Source organism: Nocardiopsis mangrovi (assembly GCF_042653925.1).
GTDB lineage: Bacteria > Actinomycetota > Actinomycetes > Streptosporangiales > Streptosporangiaceae > Nocardiopsis_B > Nocardiopsis_B mangrovi.
Genome location: NZ_JBHSFQ010000039.1, coordinates 31,834 through 54,915, shown reverse-complemented (window position 1 = coordinate 54,915; position 23,082 = coordinate 31,834). Strand labels below are relative to the sequence as shown.

Annotated in this window: 20 protein-coding genes; 10 read left to right on the top strand and 10 right to left on the bottom strand. The window is 72.7% G+C overall.

Annotation, left to right across the window (positions count from 1 at the left end):
* Positions 1-317 precede the first annotated feature (317 nt).
* Positions 318-1,505, bottom strand: coding sequence for an aminotransferase-like domain-containing protein (locus ACFO4E_RS27070; protein WP_378579570.1), 1,188 nt, complete (start codon positions 1,503-1,505; stop codon positions 318-320).
* A gap of 66 nt (positions 1,506-1,571) precedes the next feature.
* Positions 1,572-2,486: a bile acid:sodium symporter family protein gene (locus ACFO4E_RS27065; RefSeq protein WP_378579577.1), complete on the bottom strand. Its 915-nt coding sequence runs from the start codon at positions 2,484-2,486 to the stop codon at positions 1,572-1,574.
* Positions 2,487-2,792: 306 nt separating this feature from the next.
* On the opposite strand from ACFO4E_RS27065, the gene wrbA reads away from it, so the two are divergent.
* The 3 genes from wrbA to ACFO4E_RS27050 all read left to right on the top strand — a co-directional run bounded on the left by wrbA (position 2,793) and on the right by ACFO4E_RS27050 (position 5,506).
* Entirely contained in the window at positions 2,793-3,410 is a 618-nt protein-coding gene (gene wrbA / locus ACFO4E_RS27060) for an NAD(P)H:quinone oxidoreductase (RefSeq protein ID WP_378579568.1), read from the top strand.
* A 142-nt stretch (positions 3,411-3,552) separates the two neighbouring features.
* Positions 3,553-4,455 carry a phosphorothioated DNA-binding restriction endonuclease gene (locus ACFO4E_RS27055; protein WP_378579567.1) on the top strand — a complete coding sequence of 301 codons (903 nt, stop codon included), beginning with the start codon at positions 3,553-3,555 and terminating at the stop codon, positions 4,453-4,455.
* Between the two features lie 157 nt (positions 4,456-4,612).
* Positions 4,613-5,506, top strand: a complete 894-nt coding sequence (locus tag ACFO4E_RS27050; protein WP_378579566.1) for a DUF4158 domain-containing protein — start codon at positions 4,613-4,615, stop codon at positions 5,504-5,506.
* On the opposite strand, the gene ACFO4E_RS27045 is transcribed toward ACFO4E_RS27050, so the two are convergent.
* From ACFO4E_RS27045 to ACFO4E_RS27035, 3 genes are all read right to left on the bottom strand, one after another.
* Entirely contained in the window at positions 5,471-6,340 is an 870-nt protein-coding gene (locus ACFO4E_RS27045; RefSeq protein WP_378579565.1) for a MerR family transcriptional regulator, read from the bottom strand. The genes ACFO4E_RS27050 and ACFO4E_RS27045 overlap by 36 nt on opposite strands.
* A 303-nt stretch (positions 6,341-6,643) precedes the next feature.
* On the bottom strand, positions 6,644-6,808 hold the full coding sequence (locus tag ACFO4E_RS27040; protein WP_378579563.1) for a hypothetical protein: 165 nt from the start codon (positions 6,806-6,808) through the stop codon (positions 6,644-6,646).
* Between the two features lie 499 nt (positions 6,809-7,307).
* Entirely contained in the window at positions 7,308-7,844 is a 537-nt protein-coding gene (locus tag ACFO4E_RS27035; RefSeq protein ID WP_378579562.1) for a DUF1697 domain-containing protein, read from the bottom strand.
* 452 nt (positions 7,845-8,296) lie between these two features.
* On the opposite strand from ACFO4E_RS27035, the gene ACFO4E_RS27030 reads away from it, so the two are divergent.
* The gene (locus ACFO4E_RS27030; protein ID WP_378579561.1) at positions 8,297-8,668 is read left to right on the top strand and encodes a hypothetical protein; all 372 of its coding nucleotides are present in this window, start codon (positions 8,297-8,299) and stop codon (positions 8,666-8,668) included.
* Between the two features lie 188 nt (positions 8,669-8,856).
* Entirely contained in the window at positions 8,857-10,401 is a 1,545-nt protein-coding gene (locus ACFO4E_RS27025) for an ADP-ribosyltransferase (RefSeq protein ID WP_378579560.1), read from the top strand.
* Between the two features lie 39 nt (positions 10,402-10,440).
* Here the strand turns inward: ACFO4E_RS27025 and acnA are convergent, their stop codons facing one another.
* Positions 10,441-13,089 carry an aconitate hydratase AcnA gene (acnA, locus tag ACFO4E_RS27020; RefSeq protein WP_378579559.1) on the bottom strand — a complete coding sequence of 883 codons (2,649 nt, stop codon included), beginning with the start codon at positions 13,087-13,089 and terminating at the stop codon, positions 10,441-10,443.
* 407 nt (positions 13,090-13,496) lie between these two features.
* Between acnA and ACFO4E_RS27015 the strand changes: the two genes are divergently transcribed.
* The 3 genes from ACFO4E_RS27015 to ACFO4E_RS27005 are packed head-to-tail and all read left to right on the top strand — an operon-like array spanning position 13,497 to position 17,576.
* Positions 13,497-14,666, top strand: coding sequence for an ABC transporter substrate-binding protein (locus ACFO4E_RS27015; protein WP_378579558.1), 1,170 nt, complete (start codon positions 13,497-13,499; stop codon positions 14,664-14,666).
* A gap of 56 nt (positions 14,667-14,722) precedes the next feature.
* Positions 14,723-16,477 carry an ABC transporter permease gene (locus tag ACFO4E_RS27010; protein ID WP_378579557.1) on the top strand — a complete coding sequence of 585 codons (1,755 nt, stop codon included), beginning with the start codon at positions 14,723-14,725 and terminating at the stop codon, positions 16,475-16,477.
* A complete protein-coding gene (locus ACFO4E_RS27005) occupies positions 16,470-17,576 on the top strand; it encodes an ABC transporter ATP-binding protein (RefSeq protein WP_378579556.1) in 1,107 nt (368 codons plus the stop codon). Before ACFO4E_RS27010 ends, ACFO4E_RS27005 begins: the two co-directional genes overlap by 8 nt.
* Positions 17,577-17,627: 51 nt before the next feature.
* On the opposite strand, the gene ACFO4E_RS27000 is transcribed toward ACFO4E_RS27005, so the two are convergent.
* Both ACFO4E_RS27000 and ACFO4E_RS26995 read right to left on the bottom strand, forming a co-directional pair.
* On the bottom strand, positions 17,628-18,575 hold the full coding sequence (locus tag ACFO4E_RS27000) for a GntR family transcriptional regulator (protein WP_378579555.1): 948 nt from the start codon (positions 18,573-18,575) through the stop codon (positions 17,628-17,630).
* A 286-nt stretch (positions 18,576-18,861) separates the two neighbouring features.
* Positions 18,862-19,179, bottom strand: a complete 318-nt coding sequence (locus ACFO4E_RS26995; protein ID WP_378579554.1) for a hypothetical protein — start codon at positions 19,177-19,179, stop codon at positions 18,862-18,864.
* Between the two features lie 381 nt (positions 19,180-19,560).
* Here ACFO4E_RS26995 and ACFO4E_RS26990 point away from each other — a divergent pair, with 381 nt between their 5' ends.
* Complete coding sequence (locus ACFO4E_RS26990; RefSeq protein WP_378579553.1) at positions 19,561-20,124, top strand: helix-turn-helix domain-containing protein; 564 nt, start codon at positions 19,561-19,563, stop codon at positions 20,122-20,124.
* Between the two features lie 304 nt (positions 20,125-20,428).
* The gene (locus tag ACFO4E_RS26985) at positions 20,429-20,719 is read left to right on the top strand and encodes a hypothetical protein (protein WP_378579552.1); all 291 of its coding nucleotides are present in this window, start codon (positions 20,429-20,431) and stop codon (positions 20,717-20,719) included.
* A 49-nt stretch (positions 20,720-20,768) separates the two neighbouring features.
* Here ACFO4E_RS26985 and ACFO4E_RS26980 read toward each other — a convergent pair whose 3' ends face one another.
* Positions 20,769-21,932, bottom strand: a complete 1,164-nt coding sequence (locus ACFO4E_RS26980; RefSeq protein WP_378579551.1) for a sensor histidine kinase — start codon at positions 21,930-21,932, stop codon at positions 20,769-20,771.
* A complete protein-coding gene (locus ACFO4E_RS26975; protein WP_378579550.1) occupies positions 21,929-22,765 on the bottom strand; it encodes a CPBP family intramembrane glutamic endopeptidase in 837 nt (278 codons plus the stop codon). The genes ACFO4E_RS26980 and ACFO4E_RS26975 overlap by 4 nt, the downstream gene beginning before the upstream one ends.
* Between the last annotated feature and the right edge of the window lie 317 nt (positions 22,766-23,082).

Below are 23,082 nucleotides of genomic sequence, written 5' to 3'. Positions count from 1 at the left end.
TCGAAGACCAGAACGACCAACCGGATGCGGCCCCGCCCACCAGACGGTGTGCGGATCGGCCGAGAGAAGACCACCGCCCGGCCCGCAGGCCCACAAGCCCGCGCCAGGCGACTCGACCGACTATAGCCGGTACCCACGCAAGCACCAACTCGCCCGGACGTGAGCTGACCGACACCGCGTTCCCCCGGTCCCCTGCGTCCTCTCCGCCCCCTGCGCCCCTGCCACCTTCCCTCTTCCCTGTACTCCTGAGTCCGTCCACGCGCGTGCGGGACGTCTCCGGCGCGGGCCGGCCCACGCCGCCCGGCCCGCCCGCCCCTTCAGGACGAGCGCAGTGCCCGCCCCAGTCGGCGCAGGCCCTCTCCGATCTCCTCCGGGGAGGGGGTGGCGAACGAGAGCCGCATGGTCGCCGGGTCCGGGGTCTGCGCGAAGAACGGTGCCCCGGGCACGTAGGCGACGTCGTGGTCGAGGGCGGTGCGCAGCAGGGGTGCGGTGTCCGTGCCCCCGGGGAGCCTGGCCCACACGAACATGCCGCCATCGGGCTCGTTCCAGGTGCTGCCTTCGGGCAGGGCATCGGGCAGGCCGGCGAGCATGGCGTCGCGGCGCGGGCGGTAGGCGGCGCGCAGCCGGCTCAGGTGGGCGTCGAGGTCGGTGGAGGCGAGGTAGGCGGCGGCCGCCGCCTGGTCGATGGTCGATGTGTGGAGGTCCGCGGCCTGCTTGGCGATGGCGAACTGCCGCCGCACCGGCTCCGGGGCGTGCAGCCAGCCGAGGCGCAGCCCGGGGGCCATGATCTTGGAGAAGCTCCCGAGCAGCAGGGCACGGTCCCGGACCCCGTCGCGGGCGGCGATGGGGACGATCGGGTCGCCGCTGTAGCGGAGGTCGCTATAGGGGTCGTCTTCGACGATCCACAGGCCCTCGTCGGCCGCCACCGCGGCGACGGCGTCGCGGCGCTTGTCGGTGAGCGTGCGTCCGGTGGGGTTCTGGAAGGTCGGCACCAGGTAGAGCAGCTTCGGGCGTTCTCGCCGAACGGCTTCGGCGAGGGCATCCGGCAGGATCCCGTCGTCGTCGGTGGGCACCGCGACGACCCGGGCGCCGGCGAGGCGGAAGCATTGCAGCGCTGCGAGGTACCCGGGCTCTTCGACGAGGACGGTGTCGCCCGGGTCCAGCAGAACGGTGGCCACCAGCGACAGGCCCTGCTGGGACCCGGTGGTGACGATGATGCCCGACTCGTCGCCGGAGAGCCCTTGGCGCGCGCGTCGCTCGGCGATGATCCGGCGCAGCCGGGGATCGCCCTCGGTGGGGGAGTACTGGAGCACGCGTCGCGGCTCGGCGGTGATGGCCTCGTCGAATGCGGCGCGCAGCCCTTCGTGGTCGAACAGGTCGGGGGAGGGCAGCCCGCCGGCGAAGGAGATGACCCCGGGCCGGGACACCAGGGCCAGTAGTTCGCGGACCGGGGAGCTGCGGACATCGGCGATCCGGTCTGCGGACGGAGGTGCGGGGGCTGCCATCGGGGCTCCTCACGAATCAGCAGGGCACGATGGCGCCACTCTACTCATGCGTTTCGTTTCATGAGATCACATTCCCGAATCGTGAGACGATGCGCCTTCCTTCCCTGGTCGGTCCCTGCGCCGCGTGTGCCGGCGGTCGAGGATGAATCCGTTGGCCGCCGCCGTGAACAGCATCACGATGCCGTAGACCGCGACCGGGACGGCCACCTCGGTGTTGTCGAGCAGGGCCGGGCTGAGGGCGATGGCCAGCGCGAGCGTGCTGTTGTGCACCCCGATCTCCATGCTCGACGCGATGGCCTCGGGCCGCCCGGCGCCCGCCCAGCGCGGTACCCAGTACCCGGTGGCGAGGCTGAGGACGTTGAAGATCAGCACCATGGCGCCCACGGCGACGATGTAGTCGCCGATGCGGGCCCACTCCTGCGCGATGGCCCCCGTGATGAGGGCGGCGAGCGCGAGGACCGAGGCGGCCTTCACCGGCCGCTCCATGCGGGCCGCGAAGCCCGCGCGGCGCGCGCGGATCAGCATGCCGACGGCCACCGGCACGAGGACCACCGCGAAGACCTGCACGACCTTGTCGCCCTGAAGGCCGAGCGTGCCGTCGTCGCCGAGGAAGTGGGCCAGCGCCAGGTTGGTGATGATCGGCAGCGTGACGACGGCGATCAGCGAGTTCGCCGCGGTGAGCGCGACGTTGAGGGCGACGTTTCCGCCGAACAGGTGGCTGTAGAGGCTCGCCATGGTCCCGCCGGGTGAGGCGGCCAGCAGCAGCATGCCCACGGCCAGCGGGGGAGCGGGGTCGAACAGCAGGACCAGGCCGAGGCAGGCCAGGGGCAGGACGACGATCTGGCAGCCCAGGCAGAGCAGGACGACCCGCGGATGGGAGAGCAGCCGGGCGAAGTCGGCCGCGGTGAGCGACATACCGAGGCCGAGCATGATCACGGCGAGGACGGCGGGGAGGGCGATGGTGGCGAGGACGGGATCGATGGCGCACCTCGGGGGCGTAGGTCGCTATGGGCTGCCCGGCGGACCACTGCTCGTTCGCCACGAACGTAGAGCGCCCTTCGCCGAGGGACAAGGGGGCGAACAGGCACGGGTGCGCCCGCGCCGATGTGTGCGGGTGCGTCGCCGGCGGCGGCCCGCGGAGCGCGGCCCGGGCCCCGGGGTCGCCGACCTCGGCGAACGCCCGCCCGGCCGGGTGGTCGGCCTCACACCGGGGATCCATCGCGGAATAGATACGTTCGTATTATCTTTCGTGGAAGATAAATTTTCCGACTGGACGAGGACCGCCCCATGAGTGAAAGCGTCAAGCTCAGCGTCATCTACTACTCCGCCACCGGCACCGGCTACGAGATCGCGCGCGAGATCGCCGAGACCGCGGAGAAGGAGGGCGCGGAGGTGCGCCTGCGCAAGGTCGCCGAGCTGGCGCCCGCGGCCGCGATCGCGAGCAACCCGGCCTGGGTCGCCAACGCCGAGGCCACCAAGGACATCGCCGAGGCGGTCCCGGACGACATCCTGTGGGCCGACGGGGTCGTCTTCGGGTCGCCGACCCGCTACGGCAACGTCGCCGCCCAGCTCAAGCAGTTCATCGACACACTCGGCCCGCAGTGGGCGCAAGGGCTGCTCGCGGACAAGGTGTACAGCGGCTTCACCTCCTCGGCCACCCAGCACGGCGGCCAGGAGTCCACCCTGCTCGCGCTGAGCAACACCTTCTACCACTTCGGCGGGATCATCGTGCCGCCCGGTTACACCGACGGCAGCAAGTTCGCCGACGGCAACCCCTACGGCACCTCGCACGTCGACGCCCAAGGCTCCCTCCCGGTCGACGAGACGACCCGCGCCGCGGCCCGGGTGCAGGCCAAGCGCGTCGTGCGCGTCGCCCGCGCGCTGAAGACCGACGGCAGCCTCTAGGCCGCCGCCGTCCCGGGTGTGCCCGGAGGAGGGGAGAGGGGACCGCGTCCGCGCGGTCCCCTCGCGTCCGCCCTCCGCCCTCCCCGCGGGAACCGGAACACACGGCCCGCACGGCGATCGCGGCGGATCGTAGACTCCCGTTGTGGACTGGGTGGAGCGGATCGCCGGGATCCGGCAATGGAGCCGATCGGGCTACCGGGCACCGCACAAACCGCTCCTCCTCCTGTACGCGCTCGGGCACTACCAGCGCCACGGCCCGGCGCCGATCGTCTACAGCGCCGCCGAAGAGCAGCTGGGCCGGCTGCTCAAGGAGTTCGGACCGCCGCGGCCCACCACGCCCGCCTACCCCTTCCACCACCTCACCGCGGACGGGGTGTGGACGGTCCGCTCTGCGGACGGAGCGGGGTCTCCGGGCCCCCGCGTCGGACGGCTCCGCGCCACCGACGCCCGCGGGCGCCTGGCACCGGACCTGGCCGACGCCCTCGCGGACGATCCCCGGCTGCTCGGCCGGATCGCCCGGTCTCTGCTGGACGCGAACTTCGCACCGTCCCTGCACACCGACATCTGCGTGCTGGCCGGGCTGGCCCTGGACGCCGCGGACGCCGTCGGCGAGGACGAGGCGGCCGGGAGGCGCGACCCGCGCTTCCGCGAGCAGCTGCTGATGGCCTACGAGTACCGGTGCGCCTTCTGCGGCTTCGACGGCTGGCTCGACGGGAGCGCGGTCGCGTTGGAGGCGGCGCACGTGCGGTGGCGGGCGTATGGCGGCCCCGACGATCCCGCCAACGGGCTGTGCCTGTGCTCGCTGCACCACAAGCTGTTCGACAAGGGCGTCCTGGGGCTGGCCGCCGACCGCACCGTGACGGTCTCGCAGCGATTCGTCGGCCGCGGCGGCAGCGCCCGCGACGTGGTGCTCGCTCTCAGCGGGCGCCCCTCCGCCCGGCCGCAGCCGGGGTTCTCCGCGGTCGACGCCGGGCACGTCGACTGGCACACCCGGGAAGTGTTCCGATCGCCGGCCCGGGCGATGCCCGCCGCCGACCCCGTGTAGGCCCGGTTCTCCCGAAGCTACGGCGAGGGGCGAAGTAACCCGCGGGTGGCTCCCGAGCGGTGCCCATGAGGTCACAAGTCGTGAGGACTGGCCGGTGACGAGGACACCGCCGGTCAGGGTGTGCGTGTCGAACAGGACCGGACACACTGGAGTGGGCATGCGGCAGGAGTGGACCCCCGAAGAACCCGTCGACGCGTGGGCCCTGGAAGAAGGCGACCGCAAGCCGCTGGGGAACAAGTCCGGGGCGACCCGGCTGGGCTTCGCGCTGCTGCTGAAGTTCTTCCAGATCGAGGGTCGCGTCCCCGCCTACGCCAAGGAGATCCCCGCGGCCGCCGTCGATCACGTCGCCTCCGAGGTCGGGGTCGACGCCGCACTGTTCGCCGAGTACCCCTGGGGCACGCGGGCGGTGAAGTACCACCGCCGGCAGATCCGCGACCACTACGGCACCCGTCCGCCCACCGAGGACGACGAGGAACAGCTCGCCGCATGGCTGGCGGCCACGGGGTGCCCGGTGGAGGCCGGCCGCGACGCGCCGGCCGAGGCGGTGGTGCGGCGGTGCCGCACCAAGGCCGTCGAGCCGCCGTCACCGGGCCAGGTCGAGCGTGTGGTGACCTCGGGGCTGCGCCGGTTCGATCAGGCGTTCACCGCTGAGGTGGGCCGGCGGTCGGGGCCGGGGGCGCGCGGCTCCAGAAGCGGGTGCTGGGCGTCGAGGGCGCCCTGGCCGTGGTCAAGGCCGACCCGGGGCCGCTGGGGCTGGAGACCCTGCTGGCCGAGATCGACGAGCTCAAGACCGTGCGGGCGCTGGGGAATCCCTGAGAAGCCGTTCGGGAGCGTGTCGGAGAAGTTCTACGGCCGCGGCGAGGACGTGCCCGTGGAGAGGGTGGTGCCCAAGGCGTGGGCGGCGGCCGTCACCGACGCGGCGACAGGGCGGGGGGAGCGCATCGACCGGTTCGTCCATCCCCACGGATCGGCGCGCCATGACCGCATCATGCCGAACGCTCCCGGTTCGCGGGGGTCAATTGGCCGAACCGGCCTCGTTCGCGGCCGGTGACATGTTCGTTGACGGCACCCCGTGCAGCAGTTCGAAGGCGCGTTCTTCGTAGCGGATGCGGGCCGCGGAGAAGTCGTACGGCATCTTGCCGATGGCATCCGACACGCTCATCGTCGTCTCGCTCTCGTCCGCAGTCTCGTCGTACTGCTCAAAGGGGTCGTCGTACGCTTCTTCTCGTTCGGCGTCCTCGATGGCGGAGAGCAACGCGGTCTCGTGTGCGCACCGCCGGCCGGCGAGGGTGTCCACGCGGGGGTCGTCGGGAGAGACACTGTCGTCCAGGGCCGCCTCGGCCTCCGCCAGGCGGTCCTCCTCGGCCCGCAGGTCGGGCCGGGTGGCCAGGACGATGAACCGGTCGGCCTGAACGGCGGCGCCGAGCGGGCCGAAGATGCGCTCGGTGACCAGGAGGGTCTCGAGATCAGAAGGGCGCAGGGCCCCGGGCGGCACGTGGCGCAGTCGACCGGTGACCAACGGGGAGAGCAGGCCAAGGGGGTTGCCGGACTCGCGCAGGTGGCGCACGGCGGTCCGCTGCTGTTCGATAGCGGCTGCCTTGGCGGTGAGGGATTCCTCCAGCCGGGCGAGCGACTGCTCGATGTCGATGTCACCCGCGACGGCGGTACGGATGTCGTCCAAGGGAATACCGGCGTCCGCCATTTTGCGGATCCACAACAGGCGGATCATGTCGTCGTAGCCGTAGCGGCGGCGGTTGTCGGCGCCCCGCTGCGGTTCGGCGAGCAGCCCGATGGCGTGGTAGTGGCGGATGGCTCGGGGGGTGGTCCCGGTGAATGCGGCAGCGTCGCCGATCTTGACCCAGCGGGGAATCGCAGGCAGGTGCATGAAGGAAGCCTCTCAGCGTCGTGCTCACCGTCCACTGGACCACATGCCGCTACGTCATGTGCAAACCCCGCCGGCGTCGAGCTCGCGGTCGGCGGTCCCGACGAATCCTCTCGAAGATCCATCAACGCGATCTGTATACGGAAAGCATCTACGGGGTCCACGGGCCGCCCGCCTGGTAAGCCGACGACGTCAGGACGTCCCCGGCGGCCCGCCGGTTCAGCCGCGCGGCAGGACGGTCCTGCGCACACGTGACCAAGAGAGCGTCAACTGATGTGATAGTCGCCGGGACTCACCGTTCCGTTCCTACTCGGCCCCCGGGTAGCCCGGGTCCTGGCGCATGTCCCGCCACACGCCCTCCATCCAGGTGCCGGCCTCACCGAAGCGCACGGCGAGCACGAGCACGCCGGCCCGGGTGATCAGCGCGAAGCGCACCGGGCCGGTGAGGCGTGTGCGGCGTCGATCAGTCATCGGTCCGGGACTGCCACCGACACCATCAGCCCGGCTCCGTGTTCCGGGGACAGCCGCCAGGAGGCCATCTCCGGATAGCGGGTGCGGGCGGGATCGTAGCGCTCACCAACGCTGGGAAGCTTCTGTACGCCCCTTGTCATCGCTGGTCACACAGTCGAGCGGCTCCATTGATACCCGAGACGGCCCCTGCTCTGCGAGAGTCGGTCACTCGTCCTCGTCGTCGGCATCTTCTCGGCGGCCGGCTGCCGACTGCGCCGGCTCATCGAACCCTGATCGGGCAATCTCGCTGTCAGGGTCCTTGGCCGCGGCGGACTGAATGCGCGCCGCGGCCCAAGGCGCTTGGTCGGCTTGTCGACAACGGCGCGGGACACTATGTCGACACGGCGACGCCCCTGGCCGCGCAGGAAGGGCCGGGCCGCTCATGCCGGCGACGGCGTCCGCCGCGGCGGAGCGGAGCGCGCGGCCGGCGGATCGGAAGAAGAACGAGGGGTGGCGGCTCTCAGCCCTCGGCCAGGGCGAGCAGGCGGGTGGTCGTGTTCCAGTTGCGGACGGTCGCCGGTGTGCCGAGCCGGCGTGCCAGGAGCGGGGTCAGCTTCGCCCGCCCCAGCCCGTCGGGGAAGTAGAGGTACAGCTCGCGCTCGCCCGGCACCATCTCCTCGGGGGCGAAGGCATCGGGGTCGATCGCGGCGAGCCGATCGGGATCGGGCGGCTCCTTGAGGAAGCAGACGGCGCACTTGGCGGGGTCGCGGACGTCGAACGGGATACCGTCGACGACGCGGCGCAGGTGGGCCGCCGTGCGCACGATGACGTCGGCGTCGAGATCCAACTCGGCGCGGAGCCGCTCCTCGACGGCGGCGGCGACCGCGTCCTCGCCGCCGGCCGAGTCGGGCGCGGTGAAGACCGCGTTCCCGCTCTGGAGGAGGGTCGTGACGCGGGTATGGCCGAGCCCGGCGAGCACGGCCCGAAGGTCGGCCATTGCAATCTTCCGCCTGACCCCCACGTTGACCCCGCGCAGCAGCCCCACATAGACGGTCATCGCCCCCACCCTTCCGCCTGCCCGGGCCGGGCCCGCCGCCCGGCCCCCGCGAACGCCGCGGGCGCACCCGGCCTGGGGACGGCCGGACACTCGCCGCCGGCTCCCCGGGGCCGGCTCCCCGGGGCCGCCTCCGTTCCGCCGCCCGCCCCCACCAGGGACGCGCGGCACACGACGATACGGCGACACGGTGACATGTCGACCCCGCGCTACAGCGCCGAGGCGACATGTCGGCCCCGGCCCGCACCCCCGCCGCGCGGGCGGCATCCCGCGGTTCCGGCTCCCAGATCTCCGCCGGTACGGGCGCCCGGACCCCCGCGAGGGCCGACGGTATGGGCCCCGGGGCCTATTGCCGCCCGACATCGTTGATCACTATCATGACGCGATTTGCGTCATTCATGACGTTCCGTGCCCTCCCGTGTGTCGATGGGGGGATGACACGCGATCGAGGCCATATGAGCTCCCCGCACGCCCCGCTACCCGCGTCACTGCGCGCCCAGCGCGTCCTCCTCTGGGCCGTCGCGGTGCTGATGTGGCTCAACGCGGTGACGACGGTCGCCGCGGCCGGCGGATTCTTCGGCATCGGCGCCGGCCTGCCCCTTGTGTTGGCCGGTGCCTTCTGCGCCGTCCTCGCCCGCGCGCTCCGCGGCGGCCGGCGGTGGGTCCGCATCGCCGTGGTGCTGGTGCACACCGCGATGCTCCTCGGCGAACTCGGCCGGCTCCAGAGCGGCGATCCCCTGGCCCTCATCGGCCTCCTCTTCCCGGTCGTCGGGCTCGTCCTCCTCTGCCTGAAGGGGACCCGCGCGCACTTCCGGCCGGCGCCCTGAGCTCCGCCCACCACACCGCGGCACCCCCCGACGGAGCCGGACGCGCTGACCGCCGGGGCTGCCGACGGGCCGCCGGGCCCTGCACCGGACCGTCCTTCCGGGCCCGTGGACCTATGGCCGCCCTGGTCAGAGCATGGTTACGATCGGCGTCGCGCGGTCCGCGCACAGCCCCCGAAAGGTCGCCCCCCGTGTTGCGCACCATCCACGACCCCGAACGCGGTGCCGGGTACACCGAATACGCCGCCGTGATCTTCCTGGTCGCCGCGATCACCGCCGGGGTCGTCTTCTCGGGGATCCCGTCGAGGGCCGGCACGCTCCTCGGCGGTGCCGTGGACGCGGTCGGCGCCGCGGCCGGACCGGACGCCGCCGATGCGGAGCGGGGCCCGTCCGTTCCCTCCGCCGCCTCCGGTGGTGCCGCCGATCCGGGGGCCGGCGATCAGGACCCCGCCGGGACCGGGACCGGCCCGGCCCACGGCGACGTCGCGGAGGTCGTCGGCGGCCCGTGGGAGGGCAACGGCGACCACCCGGCCTGGTGGGACGACGAGGGCTCGTGGGGCACGCCGTCGGAGGACATGCCGCTGTTCGGCTTCCAGGACCGCGGCGGCTACACGTGGGACTGCGGGCGGATCGTCGACTTCGCGTGCAAGCTCGGCGGGGGGCTGACCCGCGGCGGGCTCGAGACGTTCGAGGGCGTGGCCGACGGGGCCTGCCTGCTGCACCTGTGCAGCCATTCCGGGTTCCGGAACAACTGGTCGGCCACGTTCGACGGTGTCGCCCACGTGTTCACCCAGAACCCGCTGACCACGGCACGGGAGATGTGGGACGGCTTCACCGAGCCGTTCGAGGAGACGGGGCAGCGGGGCGGGTTCTGGCAGAACGGCGGCTACTCGATCGCCGGGGTCTTCGGCGGCCTGCTGCGGCCCTTCCGGGCCCTGCCCGACCGCGACGGGACGCCGGACCGCGACGGCCGGCCCGATGACGGCGGCGACGGCGAGGACGGCGGCGGCGAAGGGGACGGGTCGCACCGGCCGGAACCCAACGGCCACGTCCCCGGCACGGGGATGGGCGACGCCGACGTCCCGCCGCGGGACGAGTTCGACGCCCAGGAGTGGGCCCGCGACGCCTTCCCCCTGCCCAGGTACGTCTCCACGGGCGAGGAGGCGTCGATCCGCTATTACACGGGGACCGGCCCCGACGGCACCGGCGTCTACGGGCGGGGGCACGAGTTCATCAACGGCAGCCTGCGGGGTCACTTCCCGGACGCGGACATGACCCCCGAGGACGAGGCCGCCGTCCCCCGCGCGATCGACGACATCGACAGCGTCATGGCCCGCACCCGGCTTCCCCGCGCGGCGGTCCTCTCCCGCAGCCTCAACACCGACTTCCTGCGCAGTCTGGGGATCGACGAGACCGACCCCTCCTCCGTCGGCGGGCTGGTCGGCACGACCATGGACGAGCGCGGCTACATGTCGACAACGGCCAAGCGGATGGACCAGGCCGCCGCCGTGCACATGCGCGTCCGGGTGCCGGAGGGCTACCCGGCGGCCTTCATCGGCGACGAGAGCCTGACCCCGCACGTCGGCGAGGCCGAGTTCCTGATCGACCGCGGGGCCCGCTACGTCGTGCACGAGGCCCGCATCGACGACTCGGGCACCGTGCAGATGGAGGTCGAGATCGTCCCGGACGGCTGGGTCCGCCCCGGCGACTGGTCTCCCTCGCCCCTCGGCGAGTGACACCGCCGGCCGGCCGGCCGCCGCGCACGGCCGCCCGGATCAGCCGGCCCCGGCGGGATCGAGCACGCGCCGCACCACATAGGGCAGCAGCCCGCCGTTGCGCAGGTAGGCCAGCTCGTTGCGCGAGTCCACCCGCAGGGTCACCGCGAACTCCCGCGGCGCGCCGTTGCGGGAGATCCGCAGGACGACCGGGTTGGTCCCTACGCGCAGGTCCCGCAGCCCCTCCAGGTCGATGGTCTCGGTGCCGTCCAGCTCCAGCGACCCGGCGTCGGCGCCGGCCGCGAAGCACAACGGGTACACGCCCATGCCGATGAGGTTGCTGCGGTGGATGCGCTCGAAGCCCTCGGCGACGACCGCGCGGACCCCCAGCAGCGCCTGCGCCTTGGCGGCCCAGTCGCGGCTGGAGCCGGCCCCGTAGCCCTTTCCGGCGAAGACGACCAGCGGGGTTCCGGCACGGGCATGGGTCAGCGCGGCGTCGTAGACCGGCCGGACGGCGCCGTCCGCGGAGATCGCGTGGCCGCCGCGGCCGCGGTCGTGCTCGGGCAGGAGCAGGTTGGCGACCGCCGGGTTGGTGAACGCGCCGCGCAGCATGACCTCGTGGTTGCTGCGCCGCGTGGCGTACTGGTTGAGGTCGCGCGGATCGGTGCCGAGGTCGCGGAGGTAGCGGCCGGCGGCTCCGGTCCGGGGGATGGCGCCGGCCGGCGAGATGTGGTCGGTGGTGACGAAGTCGCCGAGCCGCAGCAGCGGGCGGGCGCCGCGGACGTCCGGCTCTTCGGGGGGCATCCGGGAGAGGTCGCGGAGGTAGGGCGGGCGCCGGATGTAGGTGGACGCCTCCGCCCACGGGAAGCGCGTGCCCTCGGGCGCCGGCAGCGAGGTCCAGCGGGCGTCGCCCTCGCGGATCGCCGCGGTGTTGGCCACGAAGGCGCCGGGGTCCAGGGCGGCGCCGACCGTCCGTTCCACCTCGGCGTCATCGGGCCACAGGTCGGCGAGGTACACCGGCCGGCCCCGGCCATCGGTGCCCAGGGGGGTGGCGGCGAAGTCGTGCAGCACCGTTCCGGCGAGCGCGTAGGCCACCACCAGGGGCGGGGAGGCCAGGTAGCCCAGCGGAGTCCGGGGGTTGACGCGGCCGGGGAAGTTCCGGTTCCCGGAGAGCACGGCGACCAGGGTGCGGCCCTGCCCGGCCAGGTCCTCCATGTGCGGGAGCAGCGGCCCGGAGTTGCCGATGCAGGTCATGCAGCCGTACCCCGCGGTGTGGAAGCCGATCTCCTCAAGAGCGGGCAGCAGGCCGGCGGCCTCCAGGTAGCGGGTGACCACACGGGACCCCGGCGAGAGGGACGTCTTCACCCACGGTTTCGGGGTGAGCCCGGCGGCCGCGGCGTTGCGCGCCAGCAGCCCCGCCTGGACCATCAGCCGCGGGTTGGCGGTGTTGGTGCAGCTCGTGATCGCGGCGATCGCGACCGCCGCCTCCGGAACGGCGTCGCCCGGCGTCCGGCCGACCGGAACGGGGGATCGCGCCGGGGCGTGCTCCCGGAAGGAACGGGGGACGTCGGAGAGCCTCAGGTGCTGGTCGGGGCGGAGCGGGCCGGCCACGCTCGCCTCGACGGCCGCGAGGTCGACCTCGACGGTGCGGTCGTAGTGCGGCTCGGGGGAGCCTGCCACGCGCTTGAGCCCCTGGGCGGCGAGGTAGGCGTCGACGACGGCGCGGTGGCCGGGCGGGCGGCCGGTCAGCCGGAGGTACTCGGCCGTCACGTCGTCGTAGGGGAAGAACGCGCAGGTCGCCCCGTACTCCGGGGCCATGTTGGCGACCGCGGCGCGCTCGGCCCAGCCCAGGGCGGCGGCTCCGGGGCCGGTGAACTCCACGAACTCGTCGACCACCCCCATCCCGCGCAGGATCCGGGTGAGGGTGAGCACGAGGTCCGTTCCTGTCACGCCCTCGCGCAGCCGGCCGAGCAGCCGCACCCCGACCGTGCGGGGGAAGGCGATGGCGACCGGCTCGCCGAGCAGGGCGGCCTGCGCCTCCAGGCCGCCGACGCCCCAGCCCAGGACGCCGATGGCGTTGATCATGGGGGTGTGGCTGTCGGTCGCGACGAGGGTGTCCGGGTACAGCCGGGGCTCGGCGCCGGTGTCGTCGACCTCCACGACGCGCGCCAGGGACTCCATGTTGACCTGGTGGATGATGCCCTTGCCCGGCGGCACCACCCGGAAACCGGCGATGGCGCGCTCGGCCCACCGGATGAAGGCGTAGCGCTCCGCGTTGCGGCGGAAGTCGATGTCGAGGTTGCGTTCGAGCGCATCGGGCCGCCCGTGGCTCTCCACGATCACCGAGTGGTCCACGACCAGGTCGGCGGGGATGACGGGGTTGATGTCCCCGGCGCTGCCGCCGAGTTCGTGGACGGTGTCGCGCAGCGCCGCGAAGTCGGCGAGGGTCGGCAGGCACGTGGTGTCGTGCAGCATCACCCGGCCCGGGTGCAGCGGGACCTCGCAGGCGGGCCCGTTGCCGCGGGCGCGGTCCAGCACGCGCCCGAGCGCCTCCGGCGCGCGGCGCGCGACGTTCTCGATCAGCACGCGGAGCACATAGGGGGTGGCGTCCAGCTCCTCCCGGGTCATCAGTGACCGCAAGTCGACATGGCGATAGGTCCGCCCGGCGACATGGAGCGGGGCTTCGGCGGGGCTGGGGTGGTGGGCCATCGGCTCCCCTTACGGCGCGTGGTGCGGCCGGAGCGACCGGACCACGGATTTTTGTTTCCCGTTGCACATTAGTACAACATCGGGGTCCGACTGTGATGCGGCGGATCAGACCCCGCCCCCGCACCTCCCCCATCGCTGTCCACAGTGCGCCGGAAACGCTTCTACGTGGATGAACATCGAACCCGTCGCCCCGCACCCGGGGTCCACCGACGGCAACGGCGAGCACCCTCGGACACCAAGAGAACCTGCGGACGATGTATTGCATCCATGTGTCGATTGAGACAATATGGCCTGCGTCACCGGGGTGTGCGGCCCGCGTCATGCGGCCGGCCGTCCCGGGCGGCAGTGGTGCCGACCGGGCGCGACCCCCGGGCCGCGGCCACCGCAGGACCGACGGATGGAGAATCGTGAGCCCGCACAGCCCAGGCACCGGAAACCGCACCGGAAGCCGCCGCGACTTCCTCCGCGGCGCGGCCGCGCTATCGGCCGCGATCGCCGGTGCGCCGCTCGTCACCGCGTGCGCCCCGGGAACGGGAGCGGCCGAGGGGTTCCAGGGCCGCATCGCCGACCACTACCCCGCCGACTACGACCGGATCATCGAGACGTCCCGGGCCGAGAACGGCCTGACCATCTACTCCAACACCTCCCAGGAGAACTGGGCTCCGCTGTTCGCCGGGTTCCAGGAGCGCTACCCCTGGGCCGACAACCTCGCGGTCACCGCGCTCGGCAGCACCGAGGTCTTCCAGCGCTTCTACAGCGAGGACGCCGGCCACGGCTCCGCCGCGGACCTGCTCGTGGCCAACGCCCCCCAGGAATGGGCGAGGTTCGCCCACCGCGACGCCGCGCTGGCCTACGACACCCCGGAGCGGCCCTTCTTCGACGACAAGCTCGAAGGACTGCCGGGCGTCTTCGCCCTCACCGTCGACCCGGTCGTGATCGGCTACAACGCGCTGCTGCTGGAGGACGTGCCGCCGCCGCGCAGCCTCGCCGACATCGCCCGGCTGTGCGAATCCGACCCCGGCCGATTCCGCGACAACATCACCACCTACGCCCTGAGCAACGCCTACGGGTTCGCCATCAACCACACCTACGTCGCCACGGCGGCCGACCCCTGGGCGACCCTGGACCGGCTCATCCCGTTCGTGCGCGCCGAGACCTCCGCCGGCGCGATGGTCGACAAGCTCGTCTCGGGCGAGTACGCCATCAGCTACTTCCAGTCGGGCGGGGTCATCGCCCTCACCGCGGAGCAGAGCAAGGGGCTCATCGACTGGTCCTACATCGAGGACGGCACCCCGCTGGTCCCGCGCAGCGCCGCCATCCTGCGCGACGCGCCCAACGCCAACACCGCGAAGCTCTTCATCGACCACGCGCTGTCGTATGCGGGACAGGTCCAGCTCAGCGAGGGCGGGCTCACCCCGCACCGCGGCGACCTGCGCGACGACGACGCCCCCGGCCACTACGACGCCATCGTCGAGGCCGTCGGCGCCGACAACGCCATCCTCGTCGGCTACGAGGAGCTCGACGACACCGACGTCGACGCACTGACGCAGCGGTGGGAGCAGGCACGGAGCGCATAAGCCCGCCGCCCGCCCCGCCTCCGCCCCCTCCCACCGGCACACCTGGAGACCCCTCGATGACCCTCACTCCGCCGCGGCGGCAGCTCCGACCAGGCGAACTCGGCGTCCCCCACTACCGGCGCCCGGCGGGCGTCGGCCGGGAGACCGCCGTCCACTACGGGGTCCTGCTGCTCACCGCCGTCCTCGTCCTCGCCCCGGTCCTGCCCGTTCTCTACCAGTCCTTCGCCGACCGCCCGCTGTACGAGGCCGGCGGGCTGCTCACCGCCGACAACTATGTGCGGCTGTTCACGGAGGCGGGGTTCGGGCGCGTCGTCCTCAACAGCCTCGTGTTCGCGGTCTTGACCACCGCCATCGCCCTGGTCGGCGGCGCCGCGCTCGCGATCCTGCTGGTGCGCACCCGCATCCCCGGCGGCGGCGTGCTCACCGCGGTCCTGCGCTGGCCGATCTACATCTCACCGCTGGTGCTGGCCTTCGGCTGGATCATCCTCTACGGTCCGGCCGGCTTCATCACCCTGGTCGTGGCCGATGCCGTCGGCTTCACCCCCTGGAACCTGTACACGATCCCCGGGATGGCGCTGACCGAGGCCGTCGCCGCGATCCCGCTGGCCTACCTGTACTGCGCGAGCGCCCTGCGCTACTCCGACACCTCGCTGGAGAGCGCCGCCCGCACCTGCGGATCCGGCCCGCTGCGCATCCTGGGGTCGGTGATCCTGCCGACCCTGCGCCCGCCCCTCGTCTACAGCGGCCTGCTGATCTTCACCTCGTCGCTGGAGTCGCTGAGCGTCCCGCTGCTCTACGGCCAGCCCGCGGGCATCGACATGTTCTCCAGCTTCCTCTACACCAACGGCATCGCCTCGATCGACCCCGACTACGGGATCCTCGGCGCCGCGTCGGTCATCATCCTGGGCGTCACCGCGGCGCTCGTGTGGGTGCAGACCCGGCTGCTGCGCGACTCCCAGCGCTTCGTATCGGTCCGGGGCAAGGCGGTGCGGCAGCGCCCGCTCGACCTCGGCGCGGTCCGCTGGGCGGCGCTCGCGGTGATCGTGGTCTACGTCCTGATCGGGCCGTTCCTGCCGGTCATGGGGCTGCTGCTGCGCGCCTTCACCACGCTCCTGACCCCGCTGGTCTCCCCGCTGGAGTTCCTGTCGCTGGACAACTTCGCGGTGATCTTCACCTATCCCGTCTACTCCACGTCGATCGTCAACAGCCTGATCGTCTCGCTGGCCGGCGCCGTGCTGCTCACCGTCTTCGCCACGCTGGTCGTGCTGGTCTCCCGCCGCTCGGGCTTCCGCTTCGCCCGGACCCTGGAACTGCTCGCCCTGGCGCCCCAGGCCATCCCCGGGGTCGTCCTGGGCGTCGGCTTCTTCTGGGCCTTCACCCTGCTGCCGGAGGGAACGGCGGCGGTCCGCGCGAGCCTGGTCGCGATCGTCATCGTGTTCAGCGTCCGCTCGCTGCCGGTGGCCTTCGGAGCGGTCGCGCCGATCGTCATGCAGATCGGGACGGAGCTGGACAGCGCCGCCCGCGTCGCCGGAGCCGACTGGTGGCGCACCGTCGTGCACGTCTTCGCGCGGCTGCTCACCCCCGCGTACCTCTCCTCCTTCGTGCTCGTCTTCGTGCAGATGATCAAGGAGTTCGCCCCCGCCGTCTTCATCGCCACGGCGGCCACCCAGGTCATCGGCACCACCACCTTCGAACTGTGGATGCAGGGCACCACCGGGCCCGTGGCGGCCATGGCCACCATCCAGATCGCCATCACCGCCGTGTGCGTCGCAATCGCCGGGCGTATCGAGAAGGGACGCACCAATGCCTGAACTCGTCATCGACGGACTCCGCAAGCGGTTCGGCGGGAACACGATCCTCAACGGCATCTCGCTGACGGTGCGGGACGGCGAGTTCTTCACCCTCCTGGGGCCCAGCGGGTGCGGGAAGTCGACCACCCTGAACTGCGTCGCCGGCCTGGAGCGCCCCGATGGAGGCAGCATCAGGGTCGCCGACACCACCTTCGTCGACCACGCCACCGGGGCCTTCCTCGAACCCGAGGCCCGCAACCTGGGGCTGGTGTTCCAGTCCTACGCGCTATGGCCGCACATGACCATCGCCGGCAACCTCGCCTACCCGCTGAAGATCCGCAGGGTCGGCAGGGCGCGGCAGCGGGAGCTCATCGACGACGCGCTCGACAACGTGGGGATGAAGCACCTGCGGGGCCGCTACCCCCACCAGCTCTCCGGCGGCCAGCAGCAGCGCGTCGCGCTCGCCCGCGCGCTCGTCTACGCGCCGAGCATCCTCCTCTTGGACGAACCGCTGTCCAACCTCGACGCCCAGCTCCGCGACCAGGCGCGCGCGTGGCTCAAACGCCTCCAGGCCCAGGTCGGCATCACCACGGTCTACGTCACCCACGACCAGATCGAGGCGCTGGCCCTCAGCGACCGCATCGCGGTGATGAAGGACGGCGACATGCTCCAGGTCGGCACCCCCCGGGAGATCTACGAGACCCCGGCCACCCCCGAAGTCGCCGCCTTCATCGGCCGCTGCAACTTCCTGGCCGGCACCGTGCACGAGCAGACGGACCGGCACACGGTCGTCGCCCTCGCCGGCGACGGCCGCCTCCGCACCGCCCGCGCGGCATGGGCCGCTGTCGGCGACCGGGTGACCGTCGCCGTCCGCTCGGAGAACGTGCTCGTGGACGCGGCGGGCGCCGCCCCCTCCGACGCCTACAACCGCCTGGACGCGGAGGTCCTGGCCAGCGCCTACGTGGGTGCGCGCTACGAGCACCGCCTGCGCGTCGGCGCGAGCACGGTCCAGGCCGAGAGCGTGTCGGCGGACGTCGCCGAGGCGGCATCGGTGGCGATCAGGCCGGAGCACTGCATGGTCTACCCCGCAACGGACCAAGGCGAGCTCGCCGGGGTCTGATGCGGGTGGGCGGCCGCCGGGAACCGGTCCCGGGAAGGCGGCCGGCGGAGCTCAGGCGGGCAGGCGCGGTGCCTCGGGCTCGGGGCCGTGGCCGGTCTTCAGCCACCGCACGCGGTCCAGGTGCGCGTGCAGCAGGGCCGACGCCTCGTCCAGCCGGCCGGCCTCGACCAGGTCGAGCAGCGCGAGGTGCTCGCGCGCCTGGTCGAGCAGGCGCGCCCGGTCGAACTGGTGGCGGTACTCGATCAGCCGGCGCACCCGGTTCTGCCGGCGCAGCGCCTCGGAGACGAAGGAGTTGCCGGCGCATCCGACGAGCATCTCGTGGAACTCCGCCCCCGTCCGGTAGAGCCGGGCGCGGGGCGAGGTCAGGATGTCGCCGCCGAGCAGGGACTCCTGGCGTGCGCGGTGCTCGGCGAACGCCTGCGGGTCGACGCGGTAGCCCGGCTCCAGCAGGGCGGCCGGCTCGACGATCATCCGGAAGCGGTAGCTCTGGTCGTGGGCCTCGGTGGTGGACAGGACCCCCAGGAACTCCCAGCCGCGGCCCGGCCGGCGGCGCAGCAGGTCCTCGCCCTCCATCCGGGTCAGCACGCGCTGCGCGGCGCGCGGGCTCAGCCCGTAGCGGCGGGCGACCTCGGCGGTGGTGAACTCGCCGCCGAACCGGCCCCCGAGGTGGTCGTCGGCGATCTGGAAGTAGGCGTCCTCCTCGGCGTCGGCGGATTCGCCGACGTCGATGCCGGGGATGTCCACGGCCGCCCGGGTGAGGAAGAAGCCGCGGTTGGGGACCTGCTCCACGATGCCGAGTTCGGCGAGGAACGCCATGGCCCGCCGGACGGGCGACCGCGAGACCCGCAGGGAGTCGGCCACCCACTGCTCGCGCAGGTGCGCCCCCTCGGGAAGGGCGTTGCGCCGGGCGAGGTCGATGATCTGGGTGGCGATGGAGGTCGACAGGTCGCCGGCGGAGCGTCGGCCCCCGCCGCGCCGCTGGACGACTCCGGACGCCATGATCTCCCCACCACGTGACACACCCGCGCCGCACCCCGGGCGGACGCCTCGCCCCCAGCGTATAAGCCCCCGCGCGACCCGCGCCCCGCCGGACACCGGATCCCGCCCGTCCACAGCTTGTGGATATGTCGACACGGCGATACGGCGACGACGCGACAAGGCGCCCCGACGCCGGAGGGGCCGGGAGCCCGGGTCGGGACCGGCCCGGGGCGTCCGGGTCATGGGGCGGCGGGCGGTCCGGCCGCCGGGACGGTTTCGGCGCCGGGGCGCGGCCTCCGGCGGCGTGTCACGGCGGACCCTCGCCGGTGAGGATCGGCAGGGCCGTGTTCAGCAGGAACAGGAGGATCGGGACGGCGATGGCGGCGATCCACCACCTGCGGTCGACGACCCTCTGGTGGTCGGAGTCCTTGGCGTCCTGGAGGGCCTGCGCCAGCTCCCCCTTCAGCGCGACGACCTCATTCCGGAGGGCGCCGACCTCCAGGTCGTACACCTGCTCGGACACCATCTGCCCCAGGTGTTCGGCCACCTCGCGGCGGTGGTCGGCGAACCCCTTCTCGATGCGGTCCAGCGCACGGGAGATCTCCCCGCTGGTCATCTCGTCCACGCTCATCCGCCTTCGGGGCCGACCCGCGATCCGGGCCCCACCGCCCGGGTGAAGCCGGCGCGATCGGGCGCCGCGGCCGCCGCCGTCGCGGCGACGTCCGCGGCGGGGTGCCGTCCGCGCGCATACGCCGGGCACCGCCGGCGTCGCGGCCGGACTGCCGCATGTGGGGTGAACCGACCGCAATTCTTGCCTTGCATGCACGCAATGCTAGGAGGCGGGATAGGGGAGCGCAAGGGCGCGACCGCCGCATCACCTGCGACGACAAGGGCCGCGATGTCGACTTATCCAGAGGCGATACGGCACGGAGAGCGTGAAAGCGCCGCCCGGCCGGGGACCCACCGCCCGGCCGCACGCAAGAAAGGGCATGCTAATTTTGCGTGTATGCAACACAAGGGATCCGGCGACGCATGGGATCCGGACCGCTTCCGGACGGCGCTCCACGCCATCCGGGACGGGCTGGACGTGCGCCAGACACAACTGGCCGAGTGGGCCGGGGTGTCGCCGCCGCAGGTCTCACGGTGGCTCGGCGGCCGGAGCCGCCCCGGATACGACTCGATCAGGCGGCTCCAGCGCGCGATCCTCAGCACGGCCCCCGAACGCCTCGCCCTGGTCCAGGGGATCGGCGACGCGGCCGGCTATCCCGGATTCCCCACCTCACGGCCCGGCGGACCGACCGCCGTACCCGATGCCGATGCCGACGCCGATGAAGGCCGGTTCACGGCCGAAGGCGTCGTGCTGGACACTGAGGTGGGCGAACTGGTCGGCGAGATCATCACGGACACGCACGCGGCGGCCGAGGGGATGTCCCCCGAGGAGGAGCGGGCGATGCTGGACCGCGTCCTCGCCAACGTGCGTGCGCAGGTCGTCATGCAGATCCACGCGGAACGCGCCAAGTGGGAACGCGACCAGCAACAAAAACGACGAACGGCGAAAAAGACGCCTTAACCGCGCAAAACGTTTTCACGCCGTGTGGGCCGGCGATCCCGGATCATGCGGTTCGCGCCGGGCCGCAGGTTCATTCGCCACAGATCGTCGTGATTGCGATCAACGCGTGGTTTTTCCTGGTCAAAGCCCGCCCGATCGACATAGTCTCCCCTTCACCACCGTAGGACGCAGCACTCAGGGGGGAGCCGCCGTGCAACCCGTCCCCTATTCCGACCCATCCTCAATCCCCGTTCTCGGGCAGACCACAACCCCGCAGGTCTCCCGGAACCCTTTCCTCGCCAAGGGCGACCGCATCTTCATCACGATGGACGACCTTCCGCCACGGCGGCCCTTCGTCCGCCAGAAGGTCCCCGGCGGGCACCTCATCGTGATCCGCCGCGGCATCGAGTACGGCGACCTCCACCGCGCCTACACGCGGAAGCTGGTCCCCACCGCCCGCCGCGCGCTCTACCACGCCGTGTTCACGCCGGACCCCGTCGACGACCCCGAGGGATTCGCGGCGGCGCAGTGGTGGCCCGACGACGACGAGCTTCCGTACAGCCTCGTGCAGGACCTGATCGCGCTCGGTCGGATGCACCGCTACGGCGCCGGCTGACCGGTTCGGACCAGCGCCCGGCTGTCGCGGCCGGACCGGACCGGCACGCTCACGCCCGGCCGGCCACCGGCGCGCGTGCGGGGATGCGCGCGTGCACGGCGAAGCCGCCGCCTTCGTGCGGGCCCGCGGTGAAGTCGCCGCCCAAGACCTCGACGCGTTCGCGCAGGCCGGCCAGGCCGCGCCCGCTGCCGCCGGGGGAGACGCCCGAAGGGCCGGCGCGGTCGGTGCCGACCCGCACGGTGATCTCCTCGGGGCGGTGGCGCACGCGGACGGTGGTGCGGCCGCCGTTGGCGTACTTGAGGGCGTTGGCCAGGGCCTCCTGCACAACGCGGTGCGCGACGAGATCGGCACTGCCGCGCGAGGCGGCCGGTGTGCCCTCCTCGGTGAACTCCACCGGCTGCCCGGCGCGGCGGGCCCGCTCCACCACGAAGAGCAGCCCTTCGTCGGACGCGGGAGCGGGGGCGGTGCGGCCGGGGTCGAGCACGTCGAGCACGTGGCGCAGGTCGGTGATGGCCCGCCGCCCGGTGTCGGTGACGGCGGCCAGTGTCTGGTCCAGGCGATCGGGCGCGGCGGTCAGGTAGCGTGCCGCCTCCGCCTGGACGACCATCGCGGTCACGTGGTGGGTCACGACGTCGTGGAGCTCGCCCGCGATGCGCGTGCGTTCGGCGGCCCGGGTCTCCGCGGCGACGAGGAGGCGGTACTCGGCCTCGGCGATGCGCGTGGAGCGCAGCCACGACCCGATTCCCCAGGACAAGGCCATCGCCGAGTAGAACAGCACGTACCCGGCCAGGGTCTCGCCCGGACCGGCCTGGGACAGCGCGACCGCCAGCACCACGTAGGCCGCCGAACCCGCCAGCACGGCGGTGCGCCGGTACCGGTGGAGGTGGGCACCGGCGCTCATCACAGCGACGACGATCGCGGTGCCCGCGAACAGGTGGTAGCCGAACAGCTGGTCGAGGGCGAAGCCGCTCGCCACCAGGGCCGGGGACAGGGCCGGCCACCGCCGCCGCCCGGCCAGTGGCAGGCACTGCAGGGCGGCCGCGGCGAGGCCCAGAGCGTCGAGGGGGCGGTCCGCCACCCCGCCGACCTGGGTCCCATTGCCGTGCAGCGCCGGGACGAGCGAGGCGGCCAGGAGCAGCAGTCCCAGGGGCAGGTCTCGGAGGGTGACGTCGAGTCGCCGCCACAGGTCGCCGAGCCGCCCGAGCCCGGTCACCGGGAAAGCGGAGCGGTGGCGGCGGGCCGCCCGGCGCGCCGGCGGGCGGGGACGATGCGGCCGCGGCGGCCGGCGATCCACATGAACACCAGGGTGGTGACGACGCAGAACACCACGGAGTACATGCTGCCTTCGGGGCCGAAGCCGCCACCTGTGAGCAGGGCCGGGCCCGACATGGTGGCGTCCAGCAGCCCCTGAGGGGTGTCGTTGCCGGAGACCTCGGTGCTGGAGATGGCGGATCCGGCGATGTTCCAGCCGAAGTGCAGGCCGATGGGCGGCCACAGGCTGCGGGTAGCGACGTAGGCGGCGGTCAGCATGCCGCCGGCCTCGATCGCGATGGCGATGGCCCCCCACAGACCGGCGTTGGGGTTGAGCATGTGCACCAGGCCGAAGGCCAGGCCGGTCAGGACCAGTGCGACCCACGTGCCGGTGCGCTCCTGGATGATCCGGAACAGCACGCCGCGCCACATCACCTCTTCGGTCACCGCGGCGGCGGCCATGAAGCCGACCAGCGCAAGGGCGCTCATCGCGGAGCCCGGGCCGTGGAGCCGGTAGCCGCCGAGGAAGGCGATGTCGACGATGACCAAGGCGAACAGCCCGACCCCCAGGAGGGTGCCCCAGCCGGTGGAGGCGGCGGCGCCCTTCCAGGCCATTTCCGTCACGGTGCGGTGCTCGGTGCGGCGCACCACCCACCGGTAGACGAACACCGAGGCGACCGCGACGAGGACGCCCAGCGCCAGGGTGAGCCAGGGGTCGTCCTCGACCGCGAAGAGTCCTTGTCCGCCGAGGAAGGCGACCGCGGCGACGGCCGAGAGCTGCCAAAGGAGTCTCATGGGGGTTCCTTCATTGGGGCGGTGCGACTGGGGAGAACGCTACGGATCAAGGTGGTGCGGGGTCGTCACCGCGAGGTGGACACCTGCGCGTAGCTCGTCCGGGGGACACGCCGGGCACGGGTCACGGGGTGGAACGGCGCCGAGCGTCGCGCCTTCTTCGTCCTTCCATGGGGGTGGACACGTCCGGCCGCGCCGTCGGAGCGCCTCGGGCGTCCGGAAGCAGGCACATCGGCGCGGGGAACGCGGGCCGCGCCATCCGACGGAGAGGGCGTCCGTCCCCCATGCGGGGGACGCGCAGGTGTCCACTGTGCGGTGAT